This window comes from Halovenus salina (assembly GCF_026410925.1).
Classification (GTDB): domain Archaea; phylum Halobacteriota; class Halobacteria; order Halobacteriales; family Haloarculaceae; genus Halovenus; species Halovenus salina.
In genome coordinates this window covers 258,493-273,097 of the sequence record NZ_CP112972.1, presented here as the reverse complement: position 1 = coordinate 273,097, position 14,605 = coordinate 258,493, and the positions used below count along the sequence as shown (strand labels likewise).

Below are 14,605 nucleotides of genomic sequence, written 5' to 3'. Positions count from 1 at the left end.
GCTCCCGGCCGAATCAAGGGCTGTGATATATATTACGCGCGGGCTCGTCGAGACGTTGCTCCGACAGGCCGAGGAAGCCGAGCCCGACTCGCGGGCGATTCCGTTGGCGGTGACCCGGTCCGAGAATCTCCCAGATGCTGAGCTGCCGCCGGATACCCCTGTCTTCACCCACTTTTACCTCTCCAGCAAGGGCGACACAATAAACGCCATCTTCGGCGTCGATATGAAGACGCCGGCGGCACAGACGCCGGGAATGTTCGTCTCGCATCCACTTAGCGAGCTGAAAGTCACGAAAGAAGACGACATGCGTGAGGTCATCTTCGTCGCCGTCCCGCCCTGGTCGGTCGACTCGTTCAAGGCTTTCGGCCGCTCCGGGGACACAAAGGAGCTGGAGATACTCGACGTTGAACCGCCCGAAGAGACGCAGTTTGCTGAACAGTAACGCTACTCGCCGACGACCAAGTGTTCGTCGTAGTCGACGATGTTCTCGTAGCCGTCATCGGTGACGACGACGAAGTCCTCGATACGGACGCCGCCGACATCGGGGTCGTACAGTCCTGGTTCGATAGTGACGACATGTCCGGGTTCGAGCGTCTCGCCGCTGGGCGCGACGCTTGGCTGTTCGTGAACATCGAGTCCGAGTCCGTGTCCAGTGCTGTGGATGAATCCGGTCTCTGTTGTTGGTTCGTTCCGCAGCGTTGGTTCGCCCGCATCCTCGTAGACCTCACAGACGGCCGCGTGTACCTCCTCGCCGGTTGCCCCGGGCTCGAGGGCCGCCAGCGCAGCCTCCTTTGCCTCCTGGGTCAGGTCGTACCACTCCCGAATCGTGTCGCTTGGCTCGCCGTGACAGAACGTTCGGGTCATGTCGGCGTGATATTTGGACTGTTTGTTCTGTGGGAAGATGTCGACGATTATACTCTCGCCGGCCCGGAGCGGCCCGCTACCGCGGTCGTGGGGGTCTGCGCCGTCGCTTCCGCAGGCGACGATAGTCTCGTCTAACCCACAGCCGTGTCGGAGCAGCGTTACCTCGATTTCTTCGCGGACGCGTTCGCTGGTCAAGAGTTCGCCGTTCTGGAGGAGTTGCCCCTCGTCGTCGACGGTTGCCGTCGAGATGAGCTCCTCGGCGCGGGCCATCGCTGCCTCGTTTGCCCGCTGTGCCTCGCGGATGTACCCGACCTCCTCGTCGGTCTTTTTTGCTCGTATCTTCGTCACGATGCTGCTGTCGTCGGCGGTCACGTCGATACCCTGCTCGCGGAGCTGGTCTGCGGTCTGGAGCGGGAACTGTGGCGGCGTCGCGATCGACCCGACGCCGTGTTCAGAGAGGAATGCTTCGAGGACGCGGGCACGGGCTTCGTCGGGGTCGTACTCGGCGAGCAGTGACTCGAAGTCGTAATCCGAGCCGCGCTCGACGGTGGCTGCGCGGGCTTCCTTTTTCGCTCTGCCGTATTCGAGACTCCGGAACAGAAAGAGGTGGACCTCGCCGTTGTACAGCGTGATATACGGGTCGGGGGCGTCGAAGCCAGAGAGATAGTACTGGTCTGACTCCTCGGAATCCGCGTGCACGAGGTAGCCGTCGGCGTCTGTCTCGGCCAGATACGAGTCGAGCTCGCTGAAGTCCGGTTCCATGGCTCGACAGTCGGCCGGCCGGTACTTATGGATTAAGACGCCCGCAGCGCCAGAAAGTACTTATCCAGTCACGCCACAGTCTCTCGGTGCGATGGTCGAACAGCTCTACTCTGAGTACCCCGAGCTGTACGATGCAATTCAGTCCGAGTGGGACTACGACCGAGATGTCGCTTTCGTCACAGAGCGACTCGACGCGAGGGAGCTGGCCGGCACCGAACTGCTCGAAGTCGGCTGTGGCACCGGCGAGCACACCAAGCGATTCGTCGACGCTGGATTCGACGTGACGGCCGTCGAGCCGAACGAAGGAATGCTCTCACTCGCACGAGAGAAGACAGACGCCACGTTTCACACCGACGGGCTGCCCGGATTCGATATCGGACGAGAGTTCGACGTTATCCTCGCAATTCGGGGCGTCATCAATCATCTCGTGCCCGGGGAGCTGGGGCCTGCAATCGAGACGCTGGAAACACATCTGGCTCCCGGTGGCGTGCTCGTGTTCGATAATTCGCCACTCCCGCCAGAGGGCAACGAGGCCGCACTCGATGTCGGGACGTACAAGCACGGCCAGTATGCCCGGGTGGTGCAGATGACTCCCATCGACACAGGACAGCTGAGCTGGGACTCGCTCGTCTTCACACCCGACGGTGAGTTCTTCATCGACAGTTACGACATGACACCATTCGAAGACGTGACGATTGCGGCAACACTCTCACAGCACGGGCTAGCCGTCGAAACGGTCGCGGGATACGGACCGGACGATAGTCGAACCGTGTTCGTGGCCGGATAGCGGCGTCAGTGGAACGTCCGGCCGACCTCGGTCTGGCCGGTCTCGGGTTCGGTGGTGTCGAACTGACCTTCGATTTCCTCGTAGCGCTCGCGGGTCTCCTCGGTGACGCTTGGGCCGACCTCGTCGAGCGCCTCCTCGAAGTGCTCGCTCGTCACGAGAACGTTTCCGACGCTGTCGCCAACATCCTCTGGCGAGACGCTGTTGATGAACTCTCGGGAGGCCGCCATCGAAGCCTCGCGGCAGACTGCCTCGATGTCAGCACCGACATACCCATCGGTCCGTGCAGCGATGTCGTCGAGGTCGACATCCTCAGCGAGTGGCTTCTCGCGGGTGTGGACCTCGAATATCTTGCGACGGGCCTCCTGGTCGGGCACCGGAACGTGGATGTGGCGGTCCAGCCGGCCGGGGCGCAGGAGTGCCGTGTCGATGAGGTCCGGCCGGTTCGTCGTCGCGATGACAACGACATCTTCGAGATCTTCCAGTCCGTCAAGTTCGGTCAACAGCTGGGAGACAACGCGCTCGCCGACGCCGGAGTCACCGGTGTTCTGCCCCCGCTCGGTCGCAATCGAGTCGATTTCGTCGAAGAAGACTACTGTCGGCGCATTCGAGCGAGCCTTCTCGAAAATCTCACGGACGCCTTTCTCGCTCTCTCCGACGTACTTGTTCAGCAGTTCGGGACCCTTGATAGAGATGAAGTTGCTCTGGGCCTCGTTGGCGATGGCCTTGGCGAGCAGGGTCTTCCCTGTCCCGGGCGGTCCGTACATCAGGACGCCCTTCGCAGCTTCCATGTCCATCTGCTCGAAGACCTCGGGGTACTCCAGAGGCCACTGGATTGTCTCCCTGAGGCGCTCTTTCGTGTCTTCCAGGCCGCCGACCTGGTCCCAGGTCACGTCGGGCACTTCGACGAAGACCTCGCGCAGGGCCGAGGGTTCGATACCCTTCATCGCCTGCTTGAAGTCCTGCTCGGTGACGCGGAGTCCTTCGAGCGTCTCGGCGTCGATCTCGTCCTCTTCGAGGTCGAGTTCCGGGCGAACGCGCCGGAGTGCGTTCATCGCTGCCTCCTTGGCGAGTTGCTCGATGTCGGCCCCGACGAAGCCGTGGGTGTTGTCGGCGTAGGTGTCCAGGTCGATATCGTCGGTCAGGGGCATCCCCCGGGTGTGAACCTGGAGAATCTCCTTACGGCCGTCCTTGTCCGGGACGCCGACCTCGATTTCGCGGTCGAAGCGGCCGCCACGGCGCAGTGCCGGGTCAAGCGCATCGACGCGGTTTGTCGCACCGATAACGATGACCTGGCCGCGGTCTTCGAGACCGTCCATCAGCGAGAGCAGCTGGGCGACGACGCGACGCTCCACATCGCCTGACGTTTCACCGCGCTTGGGGGCGATGGAGTCGAGTTCGTCGATGAAGATGACCGCGGGGTCGTTCTCGGCGGCCTCTTCGAACACCTCCCGGAGCTTCTCCTCGCTCTCGCCGTAGTATTTCGACATAATCTCTGGCCCGGAGATGTCAGTGAAGTAGGCGTCAATCTCGTTTGCGACAGCCTGGGCCATCAGCGTCTTCCCCGTGCCGGGCGGGCCGTGCAGGAGGACGCCTTTCGGCGGCTCGATGCCGAGCTGCTGGAACAGTTCGGGGTGGCGCATCGGCAGTTCGACCATCTCTCGGACCTGTTCGAGTTCCCTGTCGAGGCCGCCGATGTCCTCGTAGGTGACGTTCGGGGCCGTCTGGGTCTCCTCTTCCTCGTCGCCGGCAATCTGCTCGGCGGGCTGTTCGCTGAGCGAAATCTCTGTCGAGTCCGTCACAACGACGGTTCCGTCGGGGTCGGTGTCCGCGATGCGGAGCGGAATCTTCTGGCCCGACATCGAGGAGAGCGGCCCCAGTCCGAACGAAATCTGGACGGTCTGGCCCTGTGTGACGGCCTGTCCGCTCAGATTCTGTTGAATCATCGGTGCGACGTTCCCCCGGACCCGGAGGTTCTGGGGGAGCGCGACGGTCAGGCTCTTTGCCGGTTGGACATCGGCCTTGTCGACGGTGACGCCGTCATCGATACCGGTCCCAGTCTCCTGTCGGAGCTGGCCGTCGATTCGGACGACACCTCGGCCGCTGTCCTCGGGGTAGCCGGGCCAGACGCGTGCGACCGCACGGCCGCCCTCACCCTCGATGAGGATGTAATCCCCGTTTTCGAGGTCCATCTCCTCCATCGCCTGTCGGTCTACCGCCGCCAGTCCGCGACCGGCGTCTTTCTGTTTCAGTGGTTTGACTGTGAGCCTCATTTTTTCACCTTGATAGTAAGAACGTCATTGTTCATAAACACTTGCGCGCCGGCGGGTAGCTCGACCTCGTATTGGGTGTCGTCGGCCACAATAATGGCCGTCTCTCCGACAACATCGACGCTAGCGTCGTCTCGGCTGCCGAAGTCGACCACGTACTCGGCCCGGCCGCCGTAATCGACCCGGCGAGTCTCGAGTCCCTGCTCTCTCAGCGTTTGTTTCAGCCTCATCCTAACTACAAGTAAGTTGTAATAGTATATAAGTCTTTCTTCAAAAGTCCGGTTACGTGTGCCGTCTATCGTAGAGAACACTGATTGCGGTTCACACCTGTAACGACAAAGACACGCTACGGCGCAGACGCTCGTAAGTGTCAGAACAGAGGTCACGGAAAGAGGACGGGCATTCACCACAGGGCGGCGGTCTGTGGATTCAGGGGCCGAATACCTGCCAGAGGAACTCCTCGTCGTCGGTCAGTGTGTCGAACTTACCGGCGAACAGGAACCCAGCGAAGACGAACGCGACACCAGAAAGCACGCTGAGGACGGCCACAGTCGGGAGATGTTGAACGGACGTGAGGACGGCACTCGTCGCAGCGATACCCAGAAATCCAGTCGCAATTGCCATCGTGAACAGGAGACTGCGCCGCCGCTCGGTGGTGTTTGCCTCGAACAGTTGTGCCCGTTGCCGGAGTGTTGCCAGCGTCGATTGTGGTGAACTCATAATGCGGTTCGGTAACATGTAACATCTCGACCCACTTGAGAGTTGGTCAGACAATCGTCACATTTCCCCGTGAATCCTGAGAACACAGAACGTTTACAAACAACAGGCCCGAATCGCTGGAGGATGAGTTCTGTTCCTGACCGGAGCGACGTAGACAAGCAGTACCGATGGGAGCTTGGCTCGCTGTTCGACAGCGACGAGGCCTGGGAAAACGCGTACGAGGAGGTTGCCGAGAACATCAACGACCTGGCGGCGTTCGAAGGGCAACTGGCCGACGACCCAACGACGCTTGCAAACTTCTTCGAGGAGTACCAGGCGATAATGCGGCGGGTTGAAAATGTCTACACGTACGCACGTCTGCGGAGCGACGAGAACACACAAGACAGTGACGCACAGGCAATGGAGACACGCGCGAAGTCACTGTACACCGACGCCCAGACGGCCACGAGCTTCATCGAGCCCGAACTTCAGGAGCTAAGTGAAGACGACGTCGAGGCACTGCTCGACACAGAGCCACAGCTTGACCAGTACGACCATTACATCGACGACGTACTCAGACAAAAGCCACACACACGGTCGGAAGAAATCGAAGCACTCCTCTCTGACCTTGGTGAGGTGACCGGCGCATCCGGCGAGATATACAACATGCTCGCCAACGCGGATATGACGTTCCCGACCGTCGAGGGTCCCGACGGCGAGGACGTCCAGATTACGCTCAGTAACTTCACCACACATCTCAAAGACCCCGACAGGGAGTTCCGCCAGCGCGTCTACGAGGCTTACTTCGACGAGTGGCGGAATGTCCGTAACGCCGTCGGCACGGCCTACCGCAACAGCGTCAAGAAAAACGAGAAGCTCGCGGCGGCAAGGAACTACGACACCGCCCGAGAAGCCGCACTCGACGACACCAACATCCCGACAGCGGTGTACGACACCCTCGTCGATACAGTCCGTGACAACCTCGACGCGTTGCACAGACACGCAGACCTGAAACGGGAAGTCGTCGGCGGTGACGAGCTCCAGATGTGGGACCTCTACGTGCCGCTTGTCGAGGACGAGGGGCCGGAGATTCCGTACGAGGACGCCTGTGAGTACGTCATCGAGGCCGTCGAGCCGCTTGGTGAGGAGTACCAGGACAGACTCGCCGAGGGGCTCGATTCGCGGTGGGTCGACGTCTACGAGACCGAGGGGAAACGCTCGGGCGCATACAGTAGCGGTACCTACGACTCACAGCCGTACATCCTGATGAACTATCAGGACGACATCTCGTCGATGTTCACCCTGGCACACGAGCTGGGACACTCGATGCACTCCGAGTTGGCGAGTGAGTCACAGCCGTACGTCTACGCGAGCTACTCGCTGTTCATCGCCGAAATTGCCTCGACGGTCAACGAGACGCTGTTGACCCACCATCTGCTCGACACCCTCGACGACGACCACCTCCGCAAGCACGTTCTCAACGAGTACCTCGAACGATTCCGCTCGACGCTGTTCAGACAGACCATGTTCGCGGAGTTCGAACACCGCGCACACGAACGCTCACAGGCGGGCAAGCCGCTCACGTCCGATGCCCTCGACGAACTGTTCGCGGACATCAAAAGCGACTACTACGAGCCGGCGGCCCTCGACGACCGCATCGCCCGCGAGTGGATGCGGATTCCACACTTCTACCGGGCGTTCTATGTCTTCCAGTATTCGACGGGTATCTCGGCAGCCGTCTCGCTGGTCGAGTCCATCCGCGAGGAGGGCGAGCCAGCTGCACAGCGGTACCGCCAGCTCCTCCGGGACGGCTCTCACGGCTACCCGCTCGATATCCTGAACGACGCAGGCGTCGATCTCACCGAGCCGACACCAATCGAGGAGACAATCGACGTCTACGAGAATCGGCTCGACGAGATGGCGTCGCTGCTGTAACTGTTCGCCACGAAACAGACAGCTGGAGTTGCGCCGTGCTCCCGAAAACCTTTATTTCGCCCTACCCAACAGTAAGCTAGCCAAATGTCTCGAAGTCCATCACTCCCTGAGCGTCCGCACCTCGATTTAGACCCAGATATGTCGCCCGAAGAGCGGCTAGAAGCACTCCGGGACCACTTCGAAGAGATCGTGGCGGTCAACCAGAAGCTCGAAGAACAGCTCGAAGTCGCCCACGACCGCCGGGAGACACTGACCGACGAGGTCGACTCGCTGGAACGAGAGAACCGGACCCTGAAGTCGTCATCTCTGTACGTGGCAACGGCCGAAGAGGTGACCGACGACGGTATCATCATCAAACAGCACGGCAACAACCAGGAAGTGCTGACCGAGAACGCTTCCGCCGTCACGGAAGAGCTGGAAGCCGGCGACCGAGTTGCCATCGACGACTCCTTCGGTATCCAGGCTGTGCTCGACGCCGAGACCGACGCGCGGGCACAGGCGATGCAGATTGACCGGAGTCCGGGCGTTACCTACGACGATATCGGCGGCCTCAGCGAGCAGATTACAGAGGTCGTCGAGACCGTCGAGGACCCCTTGAGCGACCCCGCACAGTTCGACGCGGTGGGTATCGATCCACCGTCTGGCATTCTCTTGCACGGCCCGCCGGGGACGGGGAAGACGATGCTCGCCAAGGCCGTCGCAAACGAGACCGACGCCACGTTCATCAGAATGGCTGGGTCGGAGCTGGTCCAGAAGTTCATCGGCGAGGGCGCGAAGCTGGTCCGAGACCTCTTCGAACTCGCCAGTGAACACGAGCCGGCGGTCATCTTCATCGACGAAATCGACGCCATCGCATCGAAACGCACCGAGTCAAAGACCTCGGGCGACGCAGAGGTCCAGCGGACGATGATGCAGTTGCTCTCGGAGATGGACGGCTTCGAGGACCGCGGCAATATCCGCATCATCGCCGCCACCAACCGCTTCGACATGCTCGACCGCGCTATCCTCCGCCCTGGCCGGTTCGACCGCCTCATCGAGGTGCCTGAGCCAAACATCGAAGGCCGGACCCGCATCCTCGAAATCCACACCGACGAGATGAATCTTTCCGACGATGTCGAGCTGGCAGGTATCGCGGAGGAGACAGACGGATTCACCGGGGCAGAGCTCGCCTCGCTGGCGACCGAGGCCGGGATGTTCTCCATCCGCGACTCGCGGACCGCGGTCACGATGGCCGACTTCGAGGACGCCCTCGAAAAGGTCCGCGAGGAGGACGATACCAGCGGAACGCCGATTGCGTTCGCCTAGTTACTCCTCTCCGACGGGCCTGGCGCGCGTCGTCTCGTCGACATAACAGACTATATCGAAAGCGTCGCCGTAGGTGTACTCTGTCAGGTACTCCTCGGGTGACTCGTCATCGTAGGTCGCCCCGATAGAGAAGTGAGGCTGTGGCTCTGTGAGGAGGTCGTCGAGTGGTCGCCCTCGCCGTGGACGACGGAGTCGTTTGTCGCCAGCGTCTCGGGCGCGTTCGCTTCGAGAGCGAAGACCCCGGCCCCCCGCTCGACGAGATACCGGAGGAAACGATGTTTCAGCTGGAAGAACTCACGCGTTCCGTGTGTCGCTTCGCCGAGGGCGATGATGCGGCCGTCGATAAGGCTGGCCGGCAATGTCTCTTCGAACGCGGTAAATGGGTCAGTACTCTGGAGGCGGCGGTGTTCAGATAAGCGCCAATCGGCGAGCCAGTTTCTGCCGCACGATCAGCCGAACCCTGGTGGACTGAAAGGGCGAGGGGCTCTCGGCGAACCCCGACGACGTAAGCCGCGAGGCGGCACTGCCGCCTCGGCCCGTCCGAACGGCGCGTTGCGCCGTGAGGAGACACTGCAGGCCGCTTGCGGCCGAAGTCGTTCGAAAATCAAAGATTTTCGTGATGACGAAAGAGCTCCGCTCTTTCGAACCACGCGCAGCGAGTGTTCCGCGAATAGCATGAGCGGAACGACGAAAGACGAGCGGAGCGAGTCTTTCGGAACGCGGGAGTTGAGAGCCCCGAGGGCTTTCTTGTCTTCCGAATTTCTGCAGCCTCTTATCTGAACAGTACCCTGGAGGCAAAGCGTATACTCTGTGAGTGCTGTACTACTGGTCTCTGGTGCGAAGTTGTCTGTCATCGTGCTGTGACGGAGCTGTTGGTTGTCACCTGCTGTCCGGCAGATGCCTGAAAACGGGCCGACTCAGCACCGGATTATCTGCATCTTTCGGTAAGCTAGGACGATGGATGTCTCACTGTTGGCTGTTGTCCCAAGATTCAAGTATGTTGCATGGTAACAATTGTATGAGGCCCTAATACGTGGGGCTTCCGGCGGGAACCACCGTCGCAGGGAGCTGTAAATTGGCACCGCAGTCCAGGCAACGCGCCACGAGTTCGCTGGCCAGCATCCTCGTGGTATTTTTCGGGAGAGAAATTTAAGGGACGGACACGCAGTGGTCGTATGGGCCGTCCCTCACGCCTTCCAGGGACCGATGTCGACGACCAGCTGGTCTGTCACGTCGACATCGACTGTTTCTACGCGGCCTGTGAGCGACTTCGCGAGCCTGCACTCCGGGGACAGCCGGTCGTCGTCGGGATGGGATACGAGCCGGGAGACACCATCGGCGCTGTCGCGACCGCGAGCTACGAGGCTCGTGAGTACGGCGTCGAGAGCGCACAGGCCATCTCGACGGCACTGGAGCGACTCCCCAGAAAGCATACCGCAGCAAAGCGCGACGACCTCGATGTCGCGGAGGCTGCCTTCTATCGTCCAGTCGATATGGAGTACTACGAGTCCGTGGCTGCCGATATCAAAGCTATCCTCGACGAGCGAGCGACGGTCCTCAGAGAGGTGAGCATCGACGAGGCCTATCTCGACGTGAGCGAGGAGACAGACTGGGAATCGGTTGAGGGGTTCGCGAGGGCGGTGAAAGCAGCAATCTCAGAGGAGGTGGGCTTGACAGCCAGCGTCGGCGTCGCGCCGACCATGAGCGCGGCGAAAGTGGCCAGCGACCACGACAAGCCAGACGGACTCGTGGTTGTCAGGCCCGGCGATGTCGCGGGCTTTTTTGCGCCACTCGATGTCGAATCGGTCCACGGTGTCGGCCCGGTGACCGCCGACAGGCTCAGAGAGGCAGGTATCGAGACGGCTGGTGACCTCGCAAATGCCGACCCGGCAGACCTTGACGACTGGTTCGGTGAGCGCGGCCGGCGCATCTACCGATTCGCACGGGGCGAAGACGAGCGGTCCGTCGAGCCACGGGGACAGCCAAAGAGCCTCTCCCGGGAGTCGGCCTTCGCTGGACCGACAGACGACCCAGACCGCCAGCACGACCGCCTGCAGACGCTTTCCCGTGCCGTCGCAACGCGTGCCGGCAGCCGCGATGTGCTCTATCAGACCATCAGCATCAAGGTGGTTACGCCGCCGTACGATGTTCAGACTCGTGCCCGGAGCCTGCCGGGACCGGTCGCAGACGAGCGCCTCGTTGAGGAGGTCGCTACGGAACTGTTCGAGGAGTTCCAGGGATCCCGGGTCCGAAAGCTCGGTGTCAGGGTCGCAAACCTCTCGTTTACCGGCGAAAGCCAGTCGAAACTGGGTGAGTGGGCGGACACGAACGACGGTGACCCGACAGATAACACAGCCGCTGAATGTCGCCGGTCGTCCCGCCAGCGCCCCCTCACTGACTTCGAGTGAGAATGAGCCAAGGGTTTAAACCGAACAGCCGCTTTCGTCCTTCTAGAAGCAACGCATGTCTACGGATGATACACCTGACGGAGAGCGAGGGGAGGAGTCTGTCGACGCAGATGGCACTGTCGGCGACGAGGACGGTGACTCCGACCACGGCCAGGAGCTTGTCGGGTCGGAGGTCCGCGAGCGCCTCGGCGAGAGCGCCGACAAGGCAATCGACCAGTTCGACGAGGGACTCATCGACCTGCTTGCCTGGATACTGGAGACAGAGACACGGGCACGAATCTATATCAGCCTGCGTTCTGCACAGGACCAGACCAGCGACGAAATCGCCGAGCGCACCGGACTGTACCCCAGCACGGTGCGTGAGGCGCTGGCCTCGCTCCACGAGGACGATATCGTCACACGTGGCAAGCGCCAGAATGCTGGTGCCGGCAACAACCCCTACGAGTACAGTGCAATTCCGCCGAGTGACTTGGTCGGCGAAGTCGTTGACGACATCCAACACCACTTGAACGCTGTTTTCAACCTCGACAACTACATGGACCGGTCGAAGTCATCGGAGAACGGGTCCGATCCTGTGACGATAACCGTCACCGAAGAGGACTCCGCCGAGAGCACGTCCGACGGAAACGACTCCGAGGACAACGAAGACGACGAGTAACACCCGTACCGCTTCGCAGAAGCTAAAGGTCGCGAGAGTTTCTACAGTGGTATGAAAGTCGCGCTGGGCGGGACGTTCGACCCGATTCACGACGGCCACCGGGCGCTGTTCGACCGAGCATTCGAGCTCGGAACAGTCACCGTGGGCCTGACGAGCGACTCGCTTGCGCCCAAGACCCGTAGCGAAAAACGACCGGTCCGCGCATTCGAGCAGCGCGAAGCTGCGCTTCGTGCCGAACTCGAAACCTATGCCCGAGAGTACGACCGCGAGTTCGAGATTCAGAAGCTGGCCGAGCCGACGGGAATAGCGACCGAAGAGGCGTTCGATGCACTCGTCGTCTCGCCGGAGACCAAGACTGGCGGCAAGCGAGTCAACGAGATTCGCCGCCAGCGCGGTATGGAGTCACTGCAGTTGGAAGTGGTCGACTTCGTCCACGCTGACGACGGGGAGGTTATCACCTCGACGCGCATTCTTCGGGGCGAAATCGACGAGCACGGACATGTGACCCCCGAGCGTGACGGCCGGATGAGCGCCGATACCGACTGACTACCAGCCGGGCGGTTCCAGACCGGCGGCTTCGAGTTGGTCTTTCCAGTGTTGTTGAACCGATAGCCGCGAGACGCCAACAGCGTCGGCAACGGACTGCTGCGAGCGCTCGTCGCCGGCCACCAGTGCACCAACGTAGAGTGAGGCCGCGAGCGTCGTCTGCTTCGATCGGTCTTCGTCGGGGACTGTCGACAGAAAGACATCCCGGGCACGCGAGCGAGCATCGGTCTCCAGTTCGAGCCGGTCGGCCGCGACTTCGAGTTGGGCGAGCCAGTCGGCATTGTCCCGTTCGTCGCTGGCGCGATACACGACAGTTTGTTGGTCGTGGTGGGTAATAAATACCGCCCTAGAGCGAAGCGTTCTTGATGATGGTGAAAGAATAGAGAGATGCGCGCGGGTAGCCGAGCCAGGCCAAAGGTGCAGCGCTTAGGACGCTGTCCCGTAGGGGTCCGCCGGTTCGAATCCGGTCCCGCGCACTGAACAAAAACTGCGAGCGCAGCGAGCAGTTTGCCGTGAAGGAGCAGGAGCGGATTTGTGGCCCAGAGGACGAGCGATGCGAAGTCCTCGTGGTTCGAATCCGGTCCCGCGCATGAGCGAATTTTCGAGCGAAGCGAGAATATGAGCGAAGAGCAGGACCGATTCGAACCCTGGAAGGCGCGCGCAACGCAGTGAGCACGTCTTCATCCGGTTCAAATCCGGGCCCGCGCATTTCTCGGCTCGAACGAACGTGAGAGCGCTGAATGCGCAGCTTCTTTGACGTGGTTCAAATCGGTCCTGGTTCCGTACCCACCGAGACGAGCGTACAGTTCTCGTCGCGTGAAACAGGTATCAGACGTTTATATTTGGCCAGTCAGAAGACAGGACATGAATCTGAGGGGCCTGAAGATACTAACGCTTGTCGTCGGACTCGCCGTGTTCGTCGTTTTGGGTGGCTGTTCGATGCCGACATCGTTCGGCGATGACGCCGATAGCGATGGGGAGAATCAACTCGGAACCGAAACCCCAGAAGCCATCGACACGCCTACTACTCACAATCAGAGTGCGAGCGACAGCCCGGAGGACGGCGACAGAGATGGTGATTCCGTCTCAGATAACAAGTCGCGTACTCCAGATGGCAATGACACGGAAAGTGAGGACGCAGAGTCTGGCTCCGCCACAGCGACAGAGGCCACGAGCGGTCCGATAACGAATACAGGACTGGCCGTCGACGAGAACCGCGTCTACAACCTGACCCGGGACCTGCTCGGCTCGGACGCCGACGCGCCAACGGTCAGCGTCGAAGAACTCGACTACAGGTCGGGGCAGACGGACCGACCGTTTTTCGAGTACATGGGACTCACCAACGAGTCGGACGGAGGGACCACCGGCGCAGCCGCGGCCGCGGTTGCACGAGGGCCGGACTCCGTTGTCGTCAACGAAGAGGCCGTCGAGCAATACAGGAACAGCACAGACCGCTTCGGGTTGTTGCTCGCCCACGAGTTCACACACACCGTTCAGATGGACGAGGGGTGGTCCCGGTCTGCCCTTCTCGGGAAACTCGACCTCTCGACGAGCGAGTCGCTGATGCTGTACCGGTCACTCGTCGAAGGCGGGGCGGTGTTCACCGCAGACCAGTATGCCGACAGCATGGACCTGGACCTGAGTCAGGTGAGTCGGTTCGACCGCCAGTACGACGATGCGCCCGTCGAGCAGGTCTATGCCTACGCCCCCTACCACCACGGCGGCCACTACTTCGAGAGCGTGCTCGACTCCGCCAGCGAACTCGGCTCTGTCTACACGGACGACACCCCACCGAGCACAGAGGCGATTCTCCACCCGACCTACAACGATACGGCCCCCAGTGAGGTCGCATTTTCTGCAGAGGCCAACCGTGAGGGCTGGACTCGTCAACGGTCAGGCGACGACCGACTCGGAGCGCTGTTCGTTCACGTCGCTCTCACTGCTCACGCAGAGGGGACTGTCGCCGACGAGGCCACGAAAGGCTGGGGGAACGACCAACTGTTCCGATACAGAAACGAAAACGGGTCGGCGTTTGCCTGGGCGACACACTGGGACACCCCAGACGACGCGACCGAGTTCGCCGAGGCGTTCAACCGGACGCTCACCAGTCGGGCCGACGACGATGCCAGCGACATCGCCGTTCGTCGCGCGGGCAACCGGTCTGTCGTGGTTCTCGCGGGACCACAGGGCTTCAGAGACGCGATAGCGGTCGACGGTGAGAACAACTCTCTCGACATCGTGCTCCAACAGAGCGCCGATGAGTCAGCGAGCTCTCAGATAGACCGGCCTAGCAGAGTACAACAAGTAGCCGCGCCCTGACCGAGTGACTGCAAGGCAAGAGCTGGTGAATCGGCGAGAGATAATACGGAAATAT

General features: G+C 61.2%; 14 protein-coding genes and 1 tRNA gene. 9 read left to right on the top strand and 6 right to left on the bottom strand.

Annotation, left to right across the window (positions count from 1 at the left end; all coding sequences use genetic code 11):
• The first annotated feature begins 22 nt into the window (after positions 1-22).
• Positions 23-442: a JAB/MPN domain protein-containing protein gene (locus tag OSC37_RS01305; protein ID WP_267162801.1), complete on the top strand. Its 420-nt coding sequence runs from the start codon at positions 23-25 to the stop codon at positions 440-442.
• Between the two features lie 2 nt (positions 443-444).
• On the opposite strand, the gene OSC37_RS01300 is transcribed toward OSC37_RS01305, so the two are convergent.
• Complete coding sequence (locus OSC37_RS01300) at positions 445-1,626, bottom strand: M24 family metallopeptidase (RefSeq protein WP_267162800.1); 1,182 nt, start codon at positions 1,624-1,626, stop codon at positions 445-447.
• Between OSC37_RS01300 and OSC37_RS01295 the strand changes: the two genes are divergently transcribed.
• Positions 1,625-2,413 carry a class I SAM-dependent DNA methyltransferase gene (locus OSC37_RS01295; RefSeq protein WP_267162799.1) on the top strand — a complete coding sequence of 263 codons (789 nt, stop codon included), beginning with the start codon at positions 1,625-1,627 and terminating at the stop codon, positions 2,411-2,413. The genes OSC37_RS01300 and OSC37_RS01295 overlap by 2 nt on opposite strands.
• Positions 2,414-2,418: 5 nt before the next feature.
• Here OSC37_RS01295 and OSC37_RS01290 read toward each other — a convergent pair whose 3' ends face one another.
• The 3 genes from OSC37_RS01290 to OSC37_RS01280 form a co-directional block, all read right to left on the bottom strand.
• Positions 2,419-4,683, bottom strand: coding sequence for a CDC48 family AAA ATPase (locus OSC37_RS01290; protein ID WP_267162798.1), 2,265 nt, complete (start codon positions 4,681-4,683; stop codon positions 2,419-2,421).
• Positions 4,680-4,910, bottom strand: a complete 231-nt coding sequence (locus OSC37_RS01285; protein WP_267162797.1) for a DUF7127 family protein — start codon at positions 4,908-4,910, stop codon at positions 4,680-4,682. Before OSC37_RS01285 ends, OSC37_RS01290 begins: the two co-directional genes overlap by 4 nt.
• A 199-nt stretch (positions 4,911-5,109) precedes the next feature.
• Positions 5,110-5,400 carry a hypothetical protein gene (locus OSC37_RS01280; protein ID WP_267162796.1) on the bottom strand — a complete coding sequence of 97 codons (291 nt, stop codon included), beginning with the start codon at positions 5,398-5,400 and terminating at the stop codon, positions 5,110-5,112.
• A gap of 123 nt (positions 5,401-5,523) precedes the next feature.
• On the opposite strand from OSC37_RS01280, the gene pepF reads away from it, so the two are divergent.
• Both pepF and pan2 read left to right on the top strand, forming a co-directional pair.
• A complete protein-coding gene (gene pepF, locus OSC37_RS01275; protein WP_267162794.1) occupies positions 5,524-7,314 on the top strand; it encodes an oligoendopeptidase F in 1,791 nt (596 codons plus the stop codon).
• A gap of 84 nt (positions 7,315-7,398) precedes the next feature.
• Entirely contained in the window at positions 7,399-8,619 is a 1,221-nt protein-coding gene (pan2, locus tag OSC37_RS01270; RefSeq protein ID WP_267162793.1) for a proteasome-activating nucleotidase Pan2, read from the top strand.
• A gap of 83 nt (positions 8,620-8,702) precedes the next feature.
• Here pan2 and OSC37_RS01265 read toward each other — a convergent pair whose 3' ends face one another.
• Complete coding sequence (locus tag OSC37_RS01265) at positions 8,703-8,978, bottom strand: hypothetical protein (protein WP_267162792.1); 276 nt, start codon at positions 8,976-8,978, stop codon at positions 8,703-8,705.
• A gap of 816 nt (positions 8,979-9,794) precedes the next feature.
• Here OSC37_RS01265 and dinB point away from each other — a divergent pair.
• Genes dinB through OSC37_RS01250 form a run of 3 tightly spaced genes read left to right on the top strand, consistent with a single transcriptional unit; the run spans position 9,795 to position 12,231 of the window.
• Positions 9,795-11,027, top strand: a complete 1,233-nt coding sequence (gene dinB / locus OSC37_RS01260; protein WP_267162791.1) for a DNA polymerase IV — start codon at positions 9,795-9,797, stop codon at positions 11,025-11,027.
• Positions 11,028-11,082: 55 nt separating this feature from the next.
• The gene (locus OSC37_RS01255) at positions 11,083-11,685 is read left to right on the top strand and encodes a winged helix-turn-helix domain-containing protein (protein WP_267162790.1); all 603 of its coding nucleotides are present in this window, start codon (positions 11,083-11,085) and stop codon (positions 11,683-11,685) included.
• Between the two features lie 51 nt (positions 11,686-11,736).
• Complete coding sequence (locus tag OSC37_RS01250) at positions 11,737-12,231, top strand: phosphopantetheine adenylyltransferase (RefSeq protein WP_267162789.1); 495 nt, start codon at positions 11,737-11,739, stop codon at positions 12,229-12,231.
• Here the strand turns inward: OSC37_RS01250 and OSC37_RS01245 are convergent, their stop codons facing one another.
• Positions 12,232-12,540, bottom strand: a complete 309-nt coding sequence (locus OSC37_RS01245) for a transcription initiation factor IIB family protein (protein WP_267162788.1) — start codon at positions 12,538-12,540, stop codon at positions 12,232-12,234.
• A gap of 82 nt (positions 12,541-12,622) precedes the next feature.
• Here OSC37_RS01245 and OSC37_RS01240 point away from each other — a divergent pair.
• Together OSC37_RS01240 and OSC37_RS01235 are read left to right on the top strand one after the other, a co-directional pair.
• Positions 12,623-12,707 (top strand) — tRNA-Leu (locus tag OSC37_RS01240).
• 388 nt (positions 12,708-13,095) lie between these two features.
• Entirely contained in the window at positions 13,096-14,550 is a 1,455-nt protein-coding gene (locus OSC37_RS01235; protein ID WP_267162787.1) for a hypothetical protein, read from the top strand.
• Positions 14,551-14,605 lie beyond the last annotated feature (55 nt).

Coding starts and splice junctions, on each gene's coding strand:
- OSC37_RS01295 (WP_267162799.1), top strand. CDS start 1,625: ATGGCTCGACAGTCGGCCGGCCGGTACTTATGGATTAAGACGCCCGCA.
- OSC37_RS01300 (WP_267162800.1), bottom strand. CDS start 1,626: ATGGAACCGGACTTCAGCGAGCTCGACTCGTATCTGGCCGAGACAGAC.
- OSC37_RS01290 (WP_267162798.1), bottom strand. CDS start 4,683: ATGAGGCTCACAGTCAAACCACTGAAACAGAAAGACGCCGGTCGCGGA.
- OSC37_RS01285 (WP_267162797.1), bottom strand. CDS start 4,910: ATGAGGCTGAAACAAACGCTGAGAGAGCAGGGACTCGAGACTCGCCGG.
- OSC37_RS01280 (WP_267162796.1), bottom strand. CDS start 5,400: ATGAGTTCACCACAATCGACGCTGGCAACACTCCGGCAACGGGCACAA.
- pepF (WP_267162794.1), top strand. CDS start 5,524: ATGAGTTCTGTTCCTGACCGGAGCGACGTAGACAAGCAGTACCGATGG.
- pan2 (WP_267162793.1), top strand. CDS start 7,399: ATGTCTCGAAGTCCATCACTCCCTGAGCGTCCGCACCTCGATTTAGAC.
- dinB (WP_267162791.1), top strand. CDS start 9,795: ATGGGCCGTCCCTCACGCCTTCCAGGGACCGATGTCGACGACCAGCTG.
- OSC37_RS01255 (WP_267162790.1), top strand. CDS start 11,083: ATGTCTACGGATGATACACCTGACGGAGAGCGAGGGGAGGAGTCTGTC.
- OSC37_RS01250 (WP_267162789.1), top strand. CDS start 11,737: ATGAAAGTCGCGCTGGGCGGGACGTTCGACCCGATTCACGACGGCCAC.
- OSC37_RS01235 (WP_267162787.1), top strand. CDS start 13,096: ATGAATCTGAGGGGCCTGAAGATACTAACGCTTGTCGTCGGACTCGCC.